We start from the raw sequence: 18,221 nt of genomic DNA on the forward strand, positions 1-18,221 counted from the left end.
GCCACGCGGCAGTGCCTCATGGGGTTCGAACAGGTCATACTTTCGTCCATCGCCGTCACGACTCGGAACCCTTACAGTGGAACAGATGTTGGCACCGACGAGATCCATGGCGTCTGGACTGCGGGTTGTCATTCACACAGCGCCAGAGTCGGAGCTGGTAAGCGCCGCCCTTGCGGTGCGGGTGGGGTATCGGAACGAGACGTCGGCGTGGTCCGGGCTGGCCCACCTTGCCGAGCACATCGCTTGCGGCGCAGACACTCCCGGCGCGCGTGCACTGGCAGCGGCCGGCGGCACCTGCAACGCTGAGACATACCCGGATTTCACCGTTTACCACGGAAGTGCGGCAGTCGAGCACAGCGCGCTGCTGACGAACCGCCTGCTGGAAGTCTTGGCCGTGAAGGAGATCTCAGCGGAGCGCATACATGGCGAGGTCACGATCGTGACCGACGAGCTGTCAGCCGCCGTCGACGGAGCAGTGACGGGCGGCTTCCCATGGCTGTGGCTGCCTGCCGCGCTGTACCACGAACCGGAATTTGCGCACAACGGCTACGGCGACCTGGATTCGCTCGGCCAGGTGACATCAGAGGTGCTTGCCGAGTTCTTCGCCAGGCACTACATCGCCGACAACGCGGTGCTTGCCGTGTGTGTCCCTGATCCCACGTCGCTGCCGGCGCGTATTCCGTTGTTGCCGCGCGGCACGCCTCCCGCCCGCTCGGACCGACTGCCTGTGGTCACACCCGGCTCAGCGACCGTGGTGTCCGCGCCCGAACAACCACACCAGGCCACCGCCGTTGCCTGGTCACTGCCGTTCTTGCCGCTCACGGCAGGCCACCTGCGGACCGCGGTGCTGGCGGACGTTCTTGTGGGTCCGCACGACGGGATATTGGAGGACTCACTGCCGGAGGCGCTGGAGGTTGCCGCATATGTCGGACCGTCCGCCGATCCATGGGACGTCAGCGCGCCGCTGCCTTTCGTCGTGGAGGTGCACCACGAAGCCGACGAAGATCCACTGGCTGTGCCTGCCGCAGTCCACACGGCGCTGAAAGAGTGCGACGTAGGCGAGGATCTGGTCGTTGCGGCGGCGCGGCGGATGGCGACACAGTTGCGACAGAGACTGGTCGACCCCGTTACGCTGCCGATGCTGTCGGTGGCCTCGGAACTGGCGCACGGTGGGATCGAGCGTCTGGCTGAGGTGCCTGCCCTGCTGACCGCCACCTCACCCGCAGATGTTCGGGCGGCGGCAGCGGAGCTCGTTGACGCGCCGTATCGCGTCCTGACCCGGGGACCACACCCATGACGACGACGCTGATCCGGCCAGGTTCGCCGCTGGCGTGGCTGCGGGTGCGGGTGCGGGTTACCGGAGCTGCCGCCGATCGGATTGTGTTGGGGCGGTTGCTCACTGAGGCGCTGCCGACCGTACCGGCCAGCGAGTCACCGCTGCACCGGCGGCTAGCACTGTTCGGTGCCGTAGCCAGTGTGGAATCGGACGGGTACGGCATGGTGGTGCAAGTGGTCGCCGAGTCCGGACAGTTGACAGCGACCGTGGAGGCCATATCGTCGGCGCTGCACAACCCGATCCCCTCCGCGCTCGTGACCGATGCATGGGACCGGTCGGCGACGACGTGGCAGTGGCAGCGCAAAGACAGCGAGGAATTGGCGGATCTGTTGGCCGATCTGGCTTTACACACACCCCCATCACAGTGGTCGGGGCTTTACGACGCGCTACTTGCCTCGATGGAATGCGGCGCGCGTACGCTCGCCAGTGCAGCCTCGGTGGGCAGCCTCTCCACGGTCTACGTCGGCCCACACGACGAAACCGCTCTGCCGCAATGGTTTACCCCCTCGGATGTACAGTCCGTTCATGACGCTTCGCCTGTCTCTCGCGGACAGTGGGCCATCGACGTCGTCAGCGACAGCAGCGCCCTCATCCGCCTGGGTTGGCAAGCACCACGCCGAGATCATGCGGACTTCGCCGCACTCGCCGTCGCTGCGCACGTCGTCGGGGGCCACCATCGCTCGTGGCTCACCAGGGAGTTCCGCACCGAACGAGGCTGGGCCTATTCACCGTGGGCACTGCTGCGCTCCGGCCCCGACCACGGCCTGTGGCAGGTGTCCCTGCGCGTGCCCCGCGCCTACGTCGAAGAGGCCGTCGCACGCATCCAGGCCATCGTCCGTTCTTGTCGCCCAACGCAAGAGGAGCACGATACTGCGGTGGCCCACGCACGCACCGAGATCCTGCGACTGTGGTCCGCGGGCGACACAGCGGCGTCCTTGCTCGGTTACTGGCAGGACCTCGGCCTGGAGCCGCACGACGAGAAGACGCGGTGGCTGACGGCCCTATCCACCACAACCCGCGACACCGTGGCCGACGTCGCTATCCGATGGCTGGACACAGAACCCCATGTCGCCGTGGTTCTGGGCTGACCTGCACGACGGGCATCAAGAAACGGCGGATCGAGAGTGCTGCGCTAGCAAAGCAATTGGACCGAAGGCCGCCACAACGACAGGGACAGCAAAGATCGCGGTGAGGGGCAGGTAGGTGATCAGGGTGCCTACCAGGGCGGCGCCGATGGCGACACCACTGTTGTTGGCGGTGCTGATCCAGGTGGCGGCCTCGGTTTTGCTGCCGTCGGGAGTCAACTGATCGGCTAGGAGGTAGCCGGTGACGAGCACGGGGGCGATGGGCAGGCCGGCAAGCACCAAAAACGGCCATGGCGACACCCCGGCGCCGATCAGCGGCAGCGGCGCGAAGCACACGATGACGCCGAGGCACAGCAGGCGGTATCGGGCGCTGATCGAGTATCGCCACTTGCGGCGCCCGTAGACCAAGCCGCCCAGCGCACTGCCGATCGACAGCGTTGCCACCATGAATCCCGCCAGGGCCGCGTCGCCGTGTCGAAGCGCGAGCGCGGGGACAGCCACGTCAAGAATGCCTAGACCAATACCGGTGGCCAACAACGGGATAAGCACACCGAGCAGGTTTCGCAACACGGCCAGCGGGGGCAGCTGCACCGACGGCCGCACTGTCTCGGGCGCTGGATGAGGCTGACGCGTGCCGGGTGCCCAGCGAGTGAACAACAGAACCGCAATCAGCTCGACGGCCACACTGACGGCCAGCGCGGCCGCCGGCTGGGTAGTCGCCATGAGCACGCCGGCGATGACCGGGCCGGCAAGAGAGAGTACCTGTTCGATGGTTGTATCCAAGGACAGCGCAGTAGTTAAGAGGGGTCCGCGACCGATCACGTCGGGCCACGCAGTCCTGGTGGCGGCCGAGATCGGTGGCGCGAACGCGCCCGCTCCTGCTGCGGCCGCGATCAATGCCGCTGGTGCCGAGACAGTCTCGACAAACGTCAGCAAGAGGATGCCCGCTAACAGATAGCCTGCGCCGAGGATAAGAACGCCTCGACGACGCCCCATACGGTCGACGATTCGACCACGCGCGGGGGCAAGCACCCCCGCGGTCAGCGCGAACGCACCTGAGGCCAACCCCGCCACGGCAAACGAATCAGCGGCCTGTCTGACGGACAGCACCAACGCCAACCCGAGCATCCCCATCGCCAGCTGCGCCAACCCTGCGGCCACCAGCAACCGCAGTGCGGCAGGGCGACCGAGCACGGCGCGGTAGGTGACGCGCGCTTGATCAACCATGCGCTCAACCGGCTTTGCGAAAGAACCCAACCACAGTGCACCGCAGACGATCTCCAGCCGCCCCATCTACCCGACGGACCGTGTGAAAGGTGTCATTGGCCAGGAACACGATCCTGTTTGGGCGGGCCTGAAAGCACAAGGGGTCGGGACCGCTGAACAGCACCTCTGATTGGGCCTCGGTGGTCAGCACCGATTCGACTTCGCCCGGATGCACGCGGCCGGATTGGAGGGCTTGTCGTACCAGTTCAGAGGCGCACTCGTCGACTACAAGCAGTTCCCCACCCCACGAAGCCCCCCAGCGGGGGTGGACGTACCACACGAACCCGCCGGTCTGCTCAGGGTTGCCGTCGTTGTGCCAGCTCAGCTGCGAACCGACGGGGTGCACCCGACACGTATGGCCCACTGCGCGCCAATCTTGTCCTGCCACCCCGACTACTTCCTCGGCCAGGTGTGCGGCTTGCAGGAGGGTCCGGTCGACAAGCGCTTCCGATGGTGAAACAGCTTCGAGCACAGTAGCGGTGCTTGCGTACGCGAATCCGTCGCTGACGTTCCCGACCTGGTTGCCAGGGGCGATGGGGCTGAGTTGCCGTGTTTGGAACCAACGCCATAGGGCTGTGGCATCCGACGGCGCAAGTACCTCGTCGATGACGATGACGCGGCTTCCTTTGTACGTCACGTGCATGATCAGCGCACCTCGGCAGGAAAGGCGGATTCCAACTGGCTGGTAGCCCGTTCCATAAGCATTACCGCCCGCTCGACGAAATGGCTGTTTCGGTCGGGCCGACGGAGCAACTCGTCGGCGCATTGCAACGCACGGCGCACGAGCACATGATCTGGTCCGTGCGCGCCACCTCGCTCGATCGACGCATGACCGACCCGAGTTCGCACATCGGCGCGCACGCCCATGATCTCTGCGGCGACTATCAAACTGTGAAAGGCGACGAGAGGCGAGCGCAGAGTCAGCGAGACTGCCGTCCGGCTGAACTCCTGCTCCCGAACAGCATCAGTGGGGTCGACATAATGTCCGAAGCGATGTTCATCGCAGCGCAGCAAAAGGTGCGTCATCTCATGCACCAGGCACTCGGCGATGTCCATGGAGCTCCATCGCGGTCCTGGTGCTACGTAGATGGTGCTCATCTGTTCAACCATGGCTCCGCTGCCGGCGACGACGACCGCCCCGTCGAACAATGCCACCTCGGTCACGACCAAACGAAACAGACGTTGCGCCGGTTCGGGCAGAAGCGCGAGACCTTCCCAGAACAGCACAACGGATTCAGCAGGCGCCGCCAGAGGTCCACTGCTTGCCGGCGAAGGTTCGCGGCCGAACTGGCGCGCAAGAGTGCGCAGGCGAATTTCATCATCCACGACATGAAGTGGGCCGGGTGCTGCCGGTTCGGTATTAGCGCTCTGGATGAACGCATGGACCCCGGCGGCCAAATCCTGTTCAGAGCGGATCGGCTCGGACGTGGCGGCACTTGCCAGGACGACCAGTGTGGTCAGGCATTCCTCAAAACCGTTTGTGTAGTACACGTGTGCACCTCGTCAGTCGCGGGGAACCGGCAGTTCGGCCCTCACGGACCGGTTTTGGTCAGGCTTGCGCGGGCGCGTACAGGGTGTGACCCGCGCGCTCAACGAGTTCGCGCATCCGAGGCGTGAGCAGGTTGTGCCGACGATCCTCGGCCACGATCTGTTCGTGGGCTTCGGCGGCACGCATCCGCAACGCGGCTGTCGGACCGTGCAGTCGGCGGCATGCCTCGTCCGGAATATGGTGCCGCACACGCCAATCGAGCAGTTCGGCTGCCACAAGCATGCTGTGCACGACTCCGGGATATTCCCGGTCGTCCTGCCGGATGGCTGACCTGACACGCACATTCGCGCTGCCAGGCAGGAAGTGACCGTAGCGGCGTTCGTCAAGAAACAGCAGGGTATGGGTCAACTCGTGCACATACGCTTCGGTCACCTCCGCCATGTGCCACGACCGGCCGGGCATGAGCCACACCGTTCCGATGTGCTTGTGGTCGGACATCGAGCCAGCCCAGTCGGCTCCGGTCACAAAGACTGTGCCCACCACGGTCGCCGCGATAGTGCCCAGTGCCTCGTCCTGTTGCCGCAGATGCCTCCAGCCGCTGACAGCTTTTTCCAGCCGCCACGCGGGTGCCGGAGTGGCGCCGTCGCCCTGACGCTGAGGAAGGTCGAAGCCACGGACGAGCTCAGCTAGTTCGTCCCCATCGCCGACGAAACTCGGGTCTTCCCCCAGTTCCCTTCGTGGCGTTGCCAAAAGCAGCGCACGGTAGGCGCGACGTAGCTCTGGAAAAGTATGCGGCGTTGCTCCCTCGGCGGAGGTCAGCACGACAAGGTTTTGCATGATCTCGCGGGCACCGACCAGGCTGTACACGTCTCCACCTACCGCTCAACCGGAATGCGGTTCAGCTGAGCGCCGCACGTCTCGAGAATCTCGATGGGCCGCGGCATCAGCAGTTGTTCCAAGTCCAATGCCTGAACGGCGCTCAGGCTGCGCACAGCGCCGGCACGTAACGTGTCGGTGTCGGGATGTAGCGCACGGTCTTGAACGGCAAAGGCGCCCAGTCGTTCTCGCGCCAGCAAGATTTCGGTGGCTACGACGATGCTGTGCAGCACCTTGTCCAACGGTCGCCGATCTCGGCGGATCGCGCTTGGCGTGAGATTCTCCTCCACCAGCAGCAATCGCATATCTCGATAGAAGCCGTGGCGACGTTCCTCCATGAACAGAGTGGTGTGGACCAACTCGTGCAGCAAGAACTCCTGCACGTCCACGTCGGTCCAGGTCGGTTTCGTCGCCGCCCACAGCACGCCTGGAACACTGCTTGCAGTGCCACCGGCCAAGCCATGCGACGGAGCCAAAACCACTACTGGCAGAAGGACTCCGAACAAGGAACGAATCTGCGACCATTCGACCGCCAGCACATCTAGAGCTGCACGGATGCGTTCCTCGGAGCGCCGCAGATCTGAGGCATCTTCGGGTGTATTCGCAGGCACTTCGTAATTTACTGCGTCAATGCGGCAAGCTCGATCAAATGCCTTCAGCAGAGCCTGTCGATCCGGCCCTTGCCCGATATAGACAGGAAGTTGACCATAATCGGCGTCGAGAACCGGGATCGCAGGCTCTCGGCGCCGGATGTACGCTTGCCATGAACGGGCCAGTCTTGCGACCGGACCCCCTGTCGGTGGTGATTCGATACCTTCGGACGCCACTAACACCCCCAGCGTTTCAAGTACTGCTGGCACTCCGTTTGTGCTGAACATTGTGAAGACCCCCGTGAACGCTAAGGCTGCGAGCTACGTGACAGTTGAGTGGTGGGCTGCCCGCGTTCGGCAAACAGCCCACCATTTCAATTACACCTTGTCCAGTGCAAACATCACGACTGGAGCGAAGGCTGACGGAGACTCCGCCAACGCCTGCGACACACGCTTGGCGTCCTCCACCTGATCGGTGGTTATCTTCGCGGAAACGCTCGCCACCATGGTGTCGAAGTCACCGTGTTCAATCGACTGTTCGCTCATAACCCCTCCTTGTTTGCGACCGAGATAAATGGTCATTTGTTACTTCTCCATGGAATTAATGTCTATCACACTTCAACACCGGCTTGCAATGGTTTGACGTTTCCGGAAGGTCGCGAAGTAGCAAGTTTCTCAATATAAGAACGCGCAATGTGAACCATGCACGGTGTGGGCTTCATGATTGCCGCAAACTTGCCGACCCGCCCCCGAATAATAAGACCGTACGGTACTCGCAGGATTCTTCGGACCGGAGGGTGGGGAGTCGGTCGGTGGTCAGCGGATGGGATCGGTTTGGATGAGGAGCGCCGAACTGTTGAGCACATTCACCATGGGATCGAAGGCAATCGCTTCGACACTTCGAGCCATCCCGTATCTGCCCGCGTCACCCATGAACCACAGCTTGCTTCGAATCGCCTCCGCTCCCAATAGGTCGCCCGATTGGTAGAGGTCATAAAGCTGGTCATCGACGCGCCGTCTATGCGCGAACTGAAGGTCGATGAGCTTGTTGGCGTCCGCCACGAGTGCATTCGGGAGCAATGCCATCCTGACAATCTGGCTGTCATCCGAGGCGCGACCGGGGAGTTGTAGGTGATACCGCTGCTTCCACGCCTCCATGCCCATCCCCATGGTGCCAACCGACTTCGTCGGGAAGTATTCGCCGCGATAGAATTCCTCCAGCTTGTCGAGTGGAATACGCGCGAATAGCTCCGTTCCCCCGTTCTGGATGATTGCTTCCATATCTTCGTAAGTACCGAGCGTTGGTGGCGTATCGAACTTTTGAGCCGCGCGGACTGCCTGGAAAATATTTCCGTCGATTTCGTCAGCATTCTCTGCGGCAACCGTAGCGTCCAAATGGAGCGACTGATAGTCCACACGATCGAGTGCGACCAGATCGTCTCCCCGCACATGCTGACTCCTGTCGAGGACCGCCTGGGCTCGAGCCTGAGGCGTCATACTGAGGTCGACGGGCGTATCCGGAACCGCATGCGCCAGCTTGTCATCTACGGACAACTTGTCGAAGTGCTTGCCATTGTCGACGAGGGTGACCTCATGAACTGCGTCGCGAGGGTGGCCGACGCTTATCTCCCTGGACGTTTTCGACATCGCGTAGGCCGCGGTGCCCACGACAGCGGAAATGGTCTCACGAAGTGTCTGCCAAACCCCGAACACAGTCCCTCACGACGTTTCATCGGCTACCGACGAATTATGACACCGTGTCCGTCGCAGACGCTCCCACTCGCGGGAAGCCCGGCGGCAGCCGCCACTCACACCAATTGCTCTCCCTCCCTAGGGGTATCCGATCCCCTACCTAAGCGGGATGTAGGTCGGGGAGGCACGGATTTAGCGTGGTCCGCATGACGATCATGCGGCGCTTGGGCCTCGACTTCGCGTACACATTCTTGGGACTGCCGCTCGCCGTGGTCAGTTTCAGCCTTCTTGTTCCCTTTTTCGCAGCCAGCCTCGGCACGGTGGTGATCTTCCTCGGGATTCCGCTGCTCGCGGTGACCCTGCTGCTTGCGCGCGGCTTCGCCGACATCGAGCGGATACGTCTTCAGCAGCTGACGGGCACGGCGACACTGCGGCCTCGGTACGTCGCGGCACCGGAGGGGGCGGGATGGTTCCGTCGGGTCACCGCACCGATCAGGCAGGGGCAGAGCTGGCTTGATCTGTTGTACGCGATCGTCAACCTGCCGATCGCGATCATCACGTTCGTGCTGCCGATCACGTGGTGGGCAATGACGTTGGGCGGCTTGACCTACTGGCTGTGGGGCAGGTTCATTCCCCGCGGCGACTACAACGACATCGTCATCGAAAAGCTCATGGGCGCCGACACTGCCTACAACAGAACAATTTTCAATACTATCATCGGTGTCGTCGCGCTGCTCACCGTGTACTTCGTCCAGCGAGGCAGCGCCGCCCTGCACGCCAACTTCGCGCAGACCCTGCTCACCCGCCTCGCCGCCATGCAGGGGCGCATTGAGGATCCACGGGCGGTGGCCGTCCCGGCGGAGGCGACCGCGCTGTGCTCGTAGGCAGTGACCTTGTCCGAGTCACAGCTGATTGCCAAGGGGGCCTCGAGCTTTCACCAGACTGATGCGGTTCAAATAGGTATGGGATCGATAGGGGCGCGAATGCTCTTGGCATCGGTGGCGACGGGTTGCGCAGCGGCACTGGCGATATCGACGCAGGCCGGTGCGCAAGACTCGGCGACGGTGGCGCCGACGACACCGACCGTGGTGAGCACACCGATTCACGGGACGCCCTCGCTCCATCAGACGCCGACGATGACACCTGCGGTGCTCGCGCAACAGATGCAGGCGGCGATCCAGGGGATTTCGCCGGGAACGGAGGTCGGCATCGAGGTGGCCGACCTGGACACCGGAGCGGTGCTCGCCGGGCTGAACGCCGATCGGCAGTTCTACACCGCGTCGGTGGTCAAGCTGCTCATCGCGCTCGACGCACTGAAAAGCCAAGGCTGGCAGCCTGTTCCGGACAGTGCGGCCGAGATCAGTGCGATGTTGTCGACCAGCGACGACAACATCGCCGACGCGCTGTGGGACGCGAACGGCGGCGACTCGATCGTCGACCGGATGATCGAGACCGTCGGGCTCACCGGGACCGAGCCACCCGCCGATCCGGCGGAATGGGGCGAGACACTGACGACCGCGCAGGACGTCGTCGCCGTCTACCGCTACCTCACCACCACGGTGCCCGAACCATCGCGCACCATCGTGCTGACCGCGCTGCGCGACATCAGCCAGATCTCGGCCGACGGAACCGACCAGTACTTCGGCATCCCTGATGGGTTGTCCGACAACAGCTGGGCGGTGAAGCAGGGCTGGATGGCGTTGAACACCTCGACCACGCTCGACACCACCGGCCTGGTCGGACCGAGCTCCGCCGCCGTACTGCCCTACGCTGTAGTCGTCCTGACCTCGCAGGGCCCGGGAACCAGCTGGGCCACGGGCGGCTCCGCGCTGACAGCCGGAATCACCCAGCTGCGCAGCATAATCCGTTAGGAGCAGACGAGTGACAGCGAATGACCCACCGCCGAATCCGACCGCGGACAACGACTGGCGCGATAACGGAGTGCGGGTCATCAAATCGGATCAGCTCGACTCGAACACCGCCCAGACACCCGGGATGAGCCGGGCCGCGGCGATCAACGCCGCCCGGGTCGGCGCCCAAAAGATCTGGGCGGGAACAGTGACCATCCACCCCGACGCCAAGACCGGCGCACACCATCATGGTGCGCTGGAGAGCGTCATCTACGTCCTGCGCGGACGTGCGCGGATGCGCTGGGGCGAGCAGCTGGAGTTCGTCGCCGAAGCAGAGCCCGGTGACTTCATCTTCGTGCCGCCCTATGTCCCGCACCAAGAAATCAACGCCAGCACCGACGAACCGCTCGAATGTGTTCTGGTACGCAGCGATAGCGAAGCTGTCGTCGTCAACCTCGACATCGAACCAGTCGAAGAACCGACCACCGTGCATTGGGTCGACCCCATCCACCCGCAGCCTTGACCGGCGGATCCTCCGGGCTTTCGGCTCAGACCTGGCTTGCATGACAAGCCGAGCGCGCAAGTGTGACAGCTAGGTCGTTTCTGCCGCGCCAACCAGTGGCACGACGGCTTCCTCGGACTGTGGATCCCAGACGATGAGGTCGAACTCCGCTGCGAGTTCGAGCATCGCTTCGAGCGCAGGCGTGCTCCGCGGTGAAAAACTCAAGCACACGCTCACATGGTCGATGCCTACCGCGAGCGGCATCGACATCCAAGGACAGTCCTCGGGATACGGCGGGAAGTCCGGAAATCGAGTCCGCAACGATTCATAGAACCGAATGATCCGCTCATCCGGGTCGCCTTCGACGTGATCCCGAGGGGAGCTGCATCTTTCGGCCATCGCCCGCACAGCTTCCGCATCGGCTGACTGGCTCATCGCGAGAACTAGAAGATCGAAACTCACCAGTCCATCCTCGGTGGACACGTCATCGAAAGATTTGCCACCGGCGGGAAGGCGCAATCACAGCGGGGGTTTGCGGGCGGCGCCGCTCGAACTGCTTCCGTAGCCCATCAGGATCACCAGGATCAGCAGCGTCATTACTTCGATGGTGTTCCAGCCCGCGGGATCGACAGCGGATCCCGCGCCCCCGCTGGCCACCGGCAGGTGCGGCACGAAAGGGGCTGCCGCGGCGGATCCTTGCGCGGCACCGGCGGCCGGTGCGGACACGGTGACAACGCCGCCGCCCGGCAACGCCCCGCCCGGCAACGGCGGGAAGAGCAGCAGCGGCGGGAACGGCGGCACCGGCGGCGGGAGGCTGGGGACGACGGTCAGCATGCAGGTCATCAGCGCACTGCCGGTGACCGCGCTGCCGACCACGGCGCTGCCGAGCGCGGAACCGCTCGATCCGAAACCGGGTGGGAGCCATAGCGACCCGGCCGAGCCGATCGGTATCCACCAGGGCGGCGCGAAGCTGCCGGGCCCGATGAAGCCGGAACCTGCGGCCGAACCGGCAGCAAGGCCGAAACCGCCGGACAGCGCACTGCCCGAGCATGCCGTTGCGACACTGCCACTTTCGAGCCCGAATACGACAGGACTGGCGACGTTCGCGTCGGCTACCGGAGTCGGATTCAGCTCTTCCGCGTGCGTGGTCTTGCCCGCGGAGCCGGTCTGGAGAATTCCGCCGAGGGCGGGCGGCGGCTCGAGCGACAACGAGTTCTCGTCGAATGCGCTGCCGGTCGAGGCGCTGTCCAGCACAGCGCTTCCCGTCGAGTCGACGGGTGACGGCGGGTCGCCGGATGCGGCACCTTGCCCGCTCGCGCTGCCGGTCGAATGGTCCTGTGGTGGCGCCCCGTCGGGCGAAACATCCTGCGACTCTGCGCTTCCGGTCGCGACGTCCGGCGGAGCAGCGCCAGGCGAAACACCTTGCGCGGCGGTGTCTCCCCCGGACGGCTCGGACGAAGGAGCATCGCCGAAAGAAACTCCCTGCGACGCACCCTCTCCCAGCGGAACCTCCGCTGCCGGCGCGCCGCCGGGCGAAACACCTTGCGGCGCACTATCTCCTGCCGATATCTCCGGCTGGGCCACACCACCGGGCAACGGTTCCGGTGCGACGCCCTCTTCTCCGGGCGCATCCTGCGCGGCGTTCTCGCTCGAAACATCACCGAAGGACTGCGGATTCGCCATCTCCGCGTCGGCCGTGGCACGACCACCGAGCAACACCGCCGTCGGCACGAACGCGCTCAGCAGGACGAGCGTCGTCGCGCTCCTGCGTAGTCGTGGCGCGAACCCACCGGACGTCGAAGGAGTGGATGCATCATTCTTGGCCACTGGCCGGTCCACCGGTGATGTGCTGGTACTGGGACTGCGCGTAGGTGAAGGCGTTCGTCGGTACCTTGATCGACCCCGCATACGGCCGTTCCAGGTCGTGAATGGCCAGCAACACGGTGCCGAGCACGACGCCGAGTAATGCCGTCATCGCCAGGCTGCGTCTGCTGACGTGCATTCCGGACAGCACTGGATTCAACAAAACCAGGACCGCGCCGAGAATCAGCGCGATGTACAGGAATTGCGGTATTCGCCGCTGCACGTCCATGGCACGGTCGTGCCGAGCCTGCGCCACCTTGTCGAGACTTTCCATCGCGCGCGCCCGCGCTTCGGCGACGGACGCGTCGCTGGTCTGAATCGAGGCCACCCGGTAGCGCAGTTTGTCGAGCGTATCGTCGACGCTGCGGCTCAGCCGGTTCTCCTTCTCCATGAGCGGCCATTCTTGGGTGAGCACCTGGTCGGTATACGCGCGCAACTGCTCCTGGATCCACTGCTGCTCGGGCCCGGGCAGCGCTTGCGCGGCCAAATAGGTGTCGACCAGGCCTTTCGACTCGGAGATGGTGCGGGAGTGGGCATTCTGATTCTGCTGCCAGCAGGTCACGAAGACGAAGGCGACGACAGCGGTGAAGAATGTCTTGGCCAGGTCGAGCACGAGCGTGTGCGAGGATTCGTCGCTGGCGTGCCGCCACGATCTCGGTCGGATCAGATCCCCCACCACGAATACCGCCACGGCAACCATTGCGGTACTGATCGCAACGAGCAATTCCTCAGCCATCTCGCTCCACTTTCCCGGTCAAAGTCGGTAAAACTGATCTCCGAGTGCGCAGTCAAGCGGCCGAGGCAACCCCGGCATCTGAACAATAGCAATAGCTACGGCGGAACATTAGTCCTGGCCAGTCGACCGCATATCGTGCCGTTATCAAACTGTTACCGATGTGATTTTCGACTGGCGATTGTTCAGCAAATCCAAACTGCCGCCGACCCCCACCCGCTGAACGTCTCGATCCACACATGGCCACCCTGCGACCCACATCACATCGGCCTATTGAATCCACTCTCGCATGGTGCTAAACATTGTGGCACGCAACGCAATATGCGTTGCATATAACGCAACATGAACCATCGCTTGACTTCTGAGGGACCTTGATGCCGCACCGTGAATTTCGCCGCAAAGGCGTTGGCGGGCACGTGAAACGCGCACTGACGTGTGGCGCCGCCGTGCTGCTTCTCGCCGGATGCGCCCCGGTGCAGTCCGGCCCAGCTGGCTCGGGTGGCGACGAGAAGACCGGCACCGTCCGGGTCTGGCTCTTCGACGAGGCGAATCGCGCGCCGAAGGAAGCCGTGGTCAACGAGGCGATCGCGGAGTTCACCGCGACCAGGCCGAACGTCCAGGTCGACGTGCAATGGGTCCCGGTCGCCGCCCGCGCGGAAAAGTTCTCCGGCGCCTTCAACGACCCGGCCAGCGCCCCCGACCTCGCCGAGTTCGGCAACACCGACCTCGCCGGATACGCCGTCACCGGCGCCTTCGCCGACCTCGGCGCCGACTTGGCGGCCTGGCCGGAGAGCGCAGACATCATCCCTTCGGTGCTGGACACCGCCAAATCCGGCGGCAAGGTCTACGGCCTGCCCTGGTACACCGGCATCCGCGCGCTCTACTACCGCACCGACGTCTTCACCGAACTCGGCCTGCGACCGCCGACCACGCTGGCCGAGCTCACCGCGACGGCCCGCCGCATTCACGCGGAAAAGCCGGACCTGTACGGGATTTCGGTCGGCGGCAAGTACACCTACGCGATGCTGCCGTTCCTGTGGGCGCACGGCGGCGAGCTCGCCCGCTACGACGGCACGATGTGGAACGCCACCGTGAACTCGGATCAGGCCCGCGAGGGGATCACCCGCTACGCGGAGCTGATCCACGACGACATCTGCCCACCGGCCCAGTGCGCCGATTTCACCGGAACCCAAAGCGTGCAGGCGTTTGCGGGCGGTAAGGCGGCGATGACGATCGGTGGCGACTTCAGTCGCAAGGCGATGGATCAGGGTACGGCGAAGGGCAAGTACGCGGTGATCCCGTTGCCCGGCACCCAAACCGGTTCGGTCGCACCGGCCTTCGCGGGCGGCAACCTGCTCGGCGTCTTCCGTGCGAGCATGCACCGCAGCCTCGCCGTCGACTTCGTCGAACTGCTCGGCGGCGCAAAGTATCAGCACAAGATGTACGTGGCGATGGGCAACCTGCCGACGCTCGCGAGCGTGCAGCGCCAGCTCGCCGCCAACGATCCGTTCCTGGCTCCCTTCGTCGAATCACTGACGGCCGGTACGAAATTCGTGCCGAGCACCCCGGCCTGGTCGAAGATCGACAGCCAGAACCTGCTGCCGACCGCCGTGCAGCAGATCGCCACCGGGGCCAAGCAGCCTGCGGCGGCGCTCAACGCGGCCGCTGCCGCGATGAACAAGGCATTCAGATAGGCGCACATGGCAATTCAAGAACTGCCGGTCATCACGCCGGCACCGCGTTCGGCACCGACACCGCGGCGACTGCGCCGGGACACCCTCACCGCGTGGCTCTATCTCGCCCCGGCGGGGATCCTGCTAGCCGCGGTGCTCGCCTACCCGATCTACCAGATCGTGCTGATCTCGTTCTACGACTACGGGCAGGCGCAGGCGACCGGTGCCGAGCCGTTGACGTTCATCGGCTTCGGCAACTACCGAGAGCTGCTCTCCGACAGCCAGTTCTGGACGGTGCTCGCCAACACCTTCGTGTTCGGCGCGGTGTGCGTGCTCGGCGGGCTCGCAGTCGGCACCGCGTTGGCGGTGCTGGCCACCCGGGTCCGCGCTGTGCCGCGGATGCTGTTGTTCCTCGCGGCGCTCGGCGCGTGGGCGACCCCGGCCATGGCCGGTTCCTACGTCTGGCTCTTCCTGTTCGACGCCGACTTCGGCGTGGTCAACGAGGCGCTCACCGGCCTCGGCTTCAGCTCGATGGCGGGACACTCCTGGACATTCGGCACCCTCAGTGCGTTCGGAGTGGTTGCCGCCGAGGTCATCTGGTGCTCGTTCCCATTCGTCATGGTGACGATGTACGCGGGCATCAAGGCGATCCCCGAGGAAGTCCTCGAGGCCGCGGCACTGGACGGTGCGTCGGTGTGGCGTTCGGCGCGCTCGGTGATCCTGCCGATGCTCCGGCCGCTGCTGCTCATCGCGACAATCCAGTCGATCATCTGGGATTTCAAGATATTCACCCAGATCTACGTCATGACCAACGGCGGCGGAGTGGCCGGGCGCAACCTGGTGCTCAACGTCTACGCCTACCAAAAGGCCTTCGCCGGGCAGGAATACGGGCTCGGCTCAGCGATCGGAGTGCTGATGACGCTGCTGCTGTTGTCGATCACCGGGCTCTACGTCCGGTCCCAGCGCAGGAGCACGCCGTGGTCGTGAAACCGTTGCGCCGCACCCGGCGTCGGCCCGGCCGGACGCTCGCCGAGGTGATCACCGTCGTCATCGCCGGGTTCGTCGCCTTCCCGCTGTACTGGATGGTGATCTCAGCGCTCAAACCCCCTGGCGAGATCCAGTCGGCCGACCCGAAACTGTGGACCCTGGCGCCGAGCCTGGACAGCTTCACCAGGGTGCTCTCGATGAACGGGTTCGGGCGGTTCTTCCTCAACAGCTTGCTGATCGCCGTCGTGGTCGTGCTGTGTTCGCTGCTGCTGTCGTTCCTGTCCGCGGTGGCGCTCACCCGGTTTCACTTCCGCGGCCGGACGGTGCTGCTGGTGATGATCCTGGTGGCACAGATGGTTCCGGTCGAGGCGCTGACGATCCCGTTGTTCTTCCTGATGCGCTCCGTCGGCGGCACCGTCCCCGCGCTCGGCTTGAACGAGCTCGGCTCGATCATGCTGGTGGATCTGGTGTTCAGCCTGCCGCTGGCGATCTGGTTGCTGCGTGGCTTCGTGGCCGCGGTGCCGGTCGAGCTGGAGGAGGCGGCGAAACTCGATGGTGCGAGCCGTCTTCGGTTCGCGTGGCAGATCTTGCTGCCGCTGGTGGCGCCGGGGCTGGTTTCGGTCAGTGTGCTGTCGTTCATCCACGCGTGGAACGACTTCCTGTTCGCGAAGACGTTCATCATCTCCAAAACCGAGAATCAGACACTGCCGCAGGCGATTCTGGTGTTCTTCAAGCCGGAGGACACCGATTGGGGCGCCGTGATGGCGGCGTCGACGCTGATGACGATTCCGGCCCTCGTGCTCTTCGTCCTGGTGCAGCGCAAGCTGGTGTCCGGGTTGGGCGGGGCGGTGAAAGGCTGACATGCCAGGCTTCGACACACTGCTCCCCCGCCCGGTGTCGGTGACCCCGCTGCCCGGCACCTGTCCGTGGCCCGCGGAGATCGAGATGCGTACCGACGCAGCGCTTCCGGCCGAGGGCTACCGGCTGGAGATCACACCGGGCGGCATCGTGCTCACCGCCGCGGATCAGGCGGGCCGGACCCATGCGCAGCAGACGCTGCGCCAGCTCGCAGGCCCGGACACCTTCCGTGCCGCCGCCATCAGCGCCGAGCACGCGGTGCCGTGCGGGGTGATCGAGGACTATCCCCGATTCCGCTGGCGTGGTTGCCTGCTCGATGTCGCACGGAACTTCCGGACCAAAGCCGAGGTGCTGCGGTTCATCGACCTGCTCGCGGTGCACAAGCTCAACGTGCTGCATCTGCACCTCACCGATGACCAAGGCTGGCGGATCGAGGTGCCTGGCTATCCGCGACTGACCGAGATCGCCTCGTGGCGAAAGGAATCGATGGTCGGTCGGCACGACGGCCCGGCGCGGGACGGGCAGCCGCACGGCGGTTACTACACCACCGACGATCTGCACGAGATCGTCGCCTACGCCGCCGAACGATCGATCACGGTGGTGCCGGAGATCGATGTCCCCGGGCATGCCCGCGCGGCCATCGCCGCCTATCCCGAACTCGGCCCCGAGACCGAAACACCGTGGGAGGTATGGACTTCCTGGGGCGTCAGCACGTCACTGCTCGATCCGACGCCGCACACCATGGAGTTCCTGCGCGCGGTCTTCGACCATGTGCTGACCATATTTCCGTCGCCCGTCATCGGCATCGGCGGTGACGAGGTGCCGGGGGCAACCGCGGCGCACGGTCGCCTTGTCGCCGATCTGGCAACGTATCTCGGCACGCAGGGTCGCCGCGCCTTCGGCTGGGACGAAGTCCTCGATACGGATGCCCTACCGCCGATGGTGATCGGCGCCTGGCGCGACGAGGCCGCAGGCCCGCGCGCGGTGACGGCAGGCCACGATGTCGTGCTGTGCCCGGAAGACCATGTCTACCTGGACCATCGGCAGTCCGATCACCCCGACGAGCCGATACCGGTCGGCTATCTGCGCACGCTCGAAGACGTGTACAGCTATGCGCCCGCGGTCGACGGACCGCACGTCCTCGGTGTCCAGGCGCAAGTGTGGAGCGAGCATCTGGATTCCGTGCGGCGCGTCGACTACGCCGCGTTCCCTCGGCTGTGCGCCGTCGCCGAAATCGCTTGGAGCCCAGCGCATCGCGACTTCGCGGAGTTCCTGCCGCGGTTGCGCGACCATCATCTGCCCCGCCTCGACGCGCTCGGTGTCGAATACCGCCCACTCGACGGCCCGCATCCGTGGCAGACCCGTCCCGATGTGCCGCCCACGTCGCATCGTCCGATCGCGCTACGCGCCTGAGCGCGCCG

The 18,221-nt window shown here is 64.7% G+C and carries 19 protein-coding genes; 9 read left to right on the forward strand and 10 right to left on the reverse strand.

The genetic code is table 11. The features are described from left to right. The first annotated feature begins 85 nt into the window (after positions 1-85). Both ACGFNJ_RS33605 and ACGFNJ_RS33610 read left to right on the forward strand, forming a co-directional pair. Positions 86-1,297 (forward strand): M16 family metallopeptidase, encoded by a 1,212-nt coding sequence (locus ACGFNJ_RS33605; RefSeq protein WP_393457607.1) that lies wholly within the window; start codon positions 86-88, stop codon positions 1,295-1,297. Continuing rightward, complete coding sequence (locus ACGFNJ_RS33610) at positions 1,294-2,424, forward strand: insulinase family protein (RefSeq protein ID WP_393457610.1); 1,131 nt, start codon at positions 1,294-1,296, stop codon at positions 2,422-2,424. The genes ACGFNJ_RS33605 and ACGFNJ_RS33610 overlap by 4 nt, the downstream gene beginning before the upstream one ends. Before the next feature lie 15 nt (positions 2,425-2,439). Here the strand turns inward: ACGFNJ_RS33610 and ACGFNJ_RS33615 are convergent, their stop codons facing one another. The 7 genes from ACGFNJ_RS33615 to ACGFNJ_RS33645 all read right to left on the reverse strand — a co-directional run bounded on the left by ACGFNJ_RS33615 (position 2,440) and on the right by ACGFNJ_RS33645 (position 8,310). Then, positions 2,440-3,714: an MFS transporter gene (locus ACGFNJ_RS33615; protein WP_393457613.1), complete on the reverse strand. Its 1,275-nt coding sequence runs from the start codon at positions 3,712-3,714 to the stop codon at positions 2,440-2,442. Continuing rightward, a complete protein-coding gene (locus ACGFNJ_RS33620; protein ID WP_393457616.1) occupies positions 3,653-4,330 on the reverse strand; it encodes a 2OG-Fe(II) oxygenase in 678 nt (225 codons plus the stop codon). Before ACGFNJ_RS33620 ends, ACGFNJ_RS33615 begins: the two co-directional genes overlap by 62 nt. 2 nt (positions 4,331-4,332) lie before the next feature. Continuing rightward, on the reverse strand, positions 4,333-5,178 hold the full coding sequence (locus ACGFNJ_RS33625; RefSeq protein ID WP_393457619.1) for an aKG-HExxH-type peptide beta-hydroxylase: 846 nt from the start codon (positions 5,176-5,178) through the stop codon (positions 4,333-4,335). A 58-nt stretch (positions 5,179-5,236) separates the two neighbouring features. Beyond that, positions 5,237-6,043 (reverse strand): aKG-HExxH-type peptide beta-hydroxylase, encoded by an 807-nt coding sequence (locus ACGFNJ_RS33630; protein ID WP_393457622.1) that lies wholly within the window; start codon positions 6,041-6,043, stop codon positions 5,237-5,239. 8 nt (positions 6,044-6,051) lie between these two features. Next, positions 6,052-6,930, reverse strand: coding sequence for an aKG-HExxH-type peptide beta-hydroxylase (locus ACGFNJ_RS33635; protein ID WP_393457625.1), 879 nt, complete (start codon positions 6,928-6,930; stop codon positions 6,052-6,054). 90 nt (positions 6,931-7,020) lie between these two features. Next, positions 7,021-7,224, reverse strand: coding sequence for a hypothetical protein (locus tag ACGFNJ_RS33640; RefSeq protein WP_393457627.1), 204 nt, complete (start codon positions 7,222-7,224; stop codon positions 7,021-7,023). Between the two features lie 234 nt (positions 7,225-7,458). Then, positions 7,459-8,310: a hypothetical protein gene (locus ACGFNJ_RS33645; protein ID WP_393457630.1), complete on the reverse strand. Its 852-nt coding sequence runs from the start codon at positions 8,308-8,310 to the stop codon at positions 7,459-7,461. Positions 8,311-8,540: 230 nt separating this feature from the next. Here ACGFNJ_RS33645 and ACGFNJ_RS33650 point away from each other — a divergent pair, with 230 nt between their 5' ends. The 3 genes from ACGFNJ_RS33650 (at position 8,541) to ACGFNJ_RS33660 (ending at position 10,707) form a co-directional block, all read left to right on the forward strand. Beyond that, positions 8,541-9,218: a sensor domain-containing protein gene (locus ACGFNJ_RS33650; RefSeq protein WP_393457633.1), complete on the forward strand. Its 678-nt coding sequence runs from the start codon at positions 8,541-8,543 to the stop codon at positions 9,216-9,218. Positions 9,219-9,317: 99 nt separating this feature from the next. Then, complete coding sequence (locus ACGFNJ_RS33655) at positions 9,318-10,205, forward strand: serine hydrolase (protein ID WP_393457636.1); 888 nt, start codon at positions 9,318-9,320, stop codon at positions 10,203-10,205. A 10-nt stretch (positions 10,206-10,215) separates the two neighbouring features. Continuing rightward, positions 10,216-10,707, forward strand: a complete 492-nt coding sequence (locus tag ACGFNJ_RS33660; protein WP_393457639.1) for a cupin domain-containing protein — start codon at positions 10,216-10,218, stop codon at positions 10,705-10,707. Positions 10,708-10,776: 69 nt separating this feature from the next. Here the strand turns inward: ACGFNJ_RS33660 and ACGFNJ_RS33665 are convergent, their stop codons facing one another. The 3 genes from ACGFNJ_RS33665 to ACGFNJ_RS33675 are packed head-to-tail and all read right to left on the reverse strand — an operon-like array spanning position 10,777 to position 13,285. Then, a complete protein-coding gene (locus ACGFNJ_RS33665; RefSeq protein ID WP_393457641.1) occupies positions 10,777-11,148 on the reverse strand; it encodes a hypothetical protein in 372 nt (123 codons plus the stop codon). Between the two features lie 57 nt (positions 11,149-11,205). Next, a complete protein-coding gene (locus ACGFNJ_RS33670) occupies positions 11,206-12,513 on the reverse strand; it encodes a hypothetical protein (RefSeq protein ID WP_393457644.1) in 1,308 nt (435 codons plus the stop codon). Further along, positions 12,500-13,285, reverse strand: a complete 786-nt coding sequence (locus tag ACGFNJ_RS33675) for a hypothetical protein (protein ID WP_393457647.1) — start codon at positions 13,283-13,285, stop codon at positions 12,500-12,502. Before ACGFNJ_RS33675 ends, ACGFNJ_RS33670 begins: the two co-directional genes overlap by 14 nt. 413 nt (positions 13,286-13,698) lie before the next feature. Between ACGFNJ_RS33675 and ACGFNJ_RS33680 the strand changes: the two genes are divergently transcribed. From ACGFNJ_RS33680 to ACGFNJ_RS33695, 4 genes are read left to right on the forward strand one after another with little or no spacing between them, the layout of a single operon-like run. Further along, complete coding sequence (locus ACGFNJ_RS33680; protein ID WP_393457650.1) at positions 13,699-14,976, forward strand: extracellular solute-binding protein; 1,278 nt, start codon at positions 13,699-13,701, stop codon at positions 14,974-14,976. A 6-nt stretch (positions 14,977-14,982) separates the two neighbouring features. Further along, the gene (locus ACGFNJ_RS33685; protein ID WP_393457653.1) at positions 14,983-15,942 is read left to right on the forward strand and encodes a carbohydrate ABC transporter permease; all 960 of its coding nucleotides are present in this window, start codon (positions 14,983-14,985) and stop codon (positions 15,940-15,942) included. Continuing rightward, complete coding sequence (locus tag ACGFNJ_RS33690) at positions 15,933-16,802, forward strand: carbohydrate ABC transporter permease (RefSeq protein WP_393457656.1); 870 nt, start codon at positions 15,933-15,935, stop codon at positions 16,800-16,802. The genes ACGFNJ_RS33685 and ACGFNJ_RS33690 overlap by 10 nt, the downstream gene beginning before the upstream one ends. Before the next feature lies 1 nt (position 16,803). Further along, positions 16,804-18,213, forward strand: coding sequence for a beta-N-acetylhexosaminidase (locus tag ACGFNJ_RS33695; RefSeq protein WP_393457659.1), 1,410 nt, complete (start codon positions 16,804-16,806; stop codon positions 18,211-18,213). Positions 18,214-18,221: the final 8 nt, after the last annotated feature.

The organism is Nocardia sp. NPDC049149 (assembly GCF_043197455.1).
Lineage (GTDB): Bacteria > Actinomycetota > Actinomycetes > Mycobacteriales > Mycobacteriaceae > Nocardia.

What these genes read in the sequence shown, in the direction of transcription:
- ACGFNJ_RS33620 (WP_393457616.1), bottom strand. Translation starts at nt 4,330, where the DNA reads ATGCACGTGACGTACAAAGGAAGCCGCGTCATCGTCATCGACGAGGTA.
- ACGFNJ_RS33635 (WP_393457625.1), bottom strand. Translation starts at nt 6,930, where the DNA reads ATGTTCAGCACAAACGGAGTGCCAGCAGTACTTGAAACGCTGGGGGTG.
- ACGFNJ_RS33615 (WP_393457613.1), bottom strand. Translation starts at nt 3,714, where the DNA reads ATGGGGCGGCTGGAGATCGTCTGCGGTGCACTGTGGTTGGGTTCTTTC.
- ACGFNJ_RS33650 (WP_393457633.1), top strand. Translation starts at nt 8,541, where the DNA reads ATGACGATCATGCGGCGCTTGGGCCTCGACTTCGCGTACACATTCTTG.
- ACGFNJ_RS33605 (WP_393457607.1), top strand. Translation starts at nt 86, where the DNA reads ATGTTGGCACCGACGAGATCCATGGCGTCTGGACTGCGGGTTGTCATT.
- ACGFNJ_RS33655 (WP_393457636.1), top strand. Translation starts at nt 9,318, where the DNA reads ATGCTCTTGGCATCGGTGGCGACGGGTTGCGCAGCGGCACTGGCGATA.
- ACGFNJ_RS33675 (WP_393457647.1), bottom strand. Translation starts at nt 13,285, where the DNA reads ATGGCTGAGGAATTGCTCGTTGCGATCAGTACCGCAATGGTTGCCGTG.
- ACGFNJ_RS33640 (WP_393457627.1), bottom strand. Translation starts at nt 7,224, where the DNA reads ATGACCATTTATCTCGGTCGCAAACAAGGAGGGGTTATGAGCGAACAG.
- ACGFNJ_RS33685 (WP_393457653.1), top strand. Translation starts at nt 14,983, where the DNA reads ATGGCAATTCAAGAACTGCCGGTCATCACGCCGGCACCGCGTTCGGCA.
- ACGFNJ_RS33695 (WP_393457659.1), top strand. Translation starts at nt 16,804, where the DNA reads ATGCCAGGCTTCGACACACTGCTCCCCCGCCCGGTGTCGGTGACCCCG.
- ACGFNJ_RS33610 (WP_393457610.1), top strand. Translation starts at nt 1,294, where the DNA reads ATGACGACGACGCTGATCCGGCCAGGTTCGCCGCTGGCGTGGCTGCGG.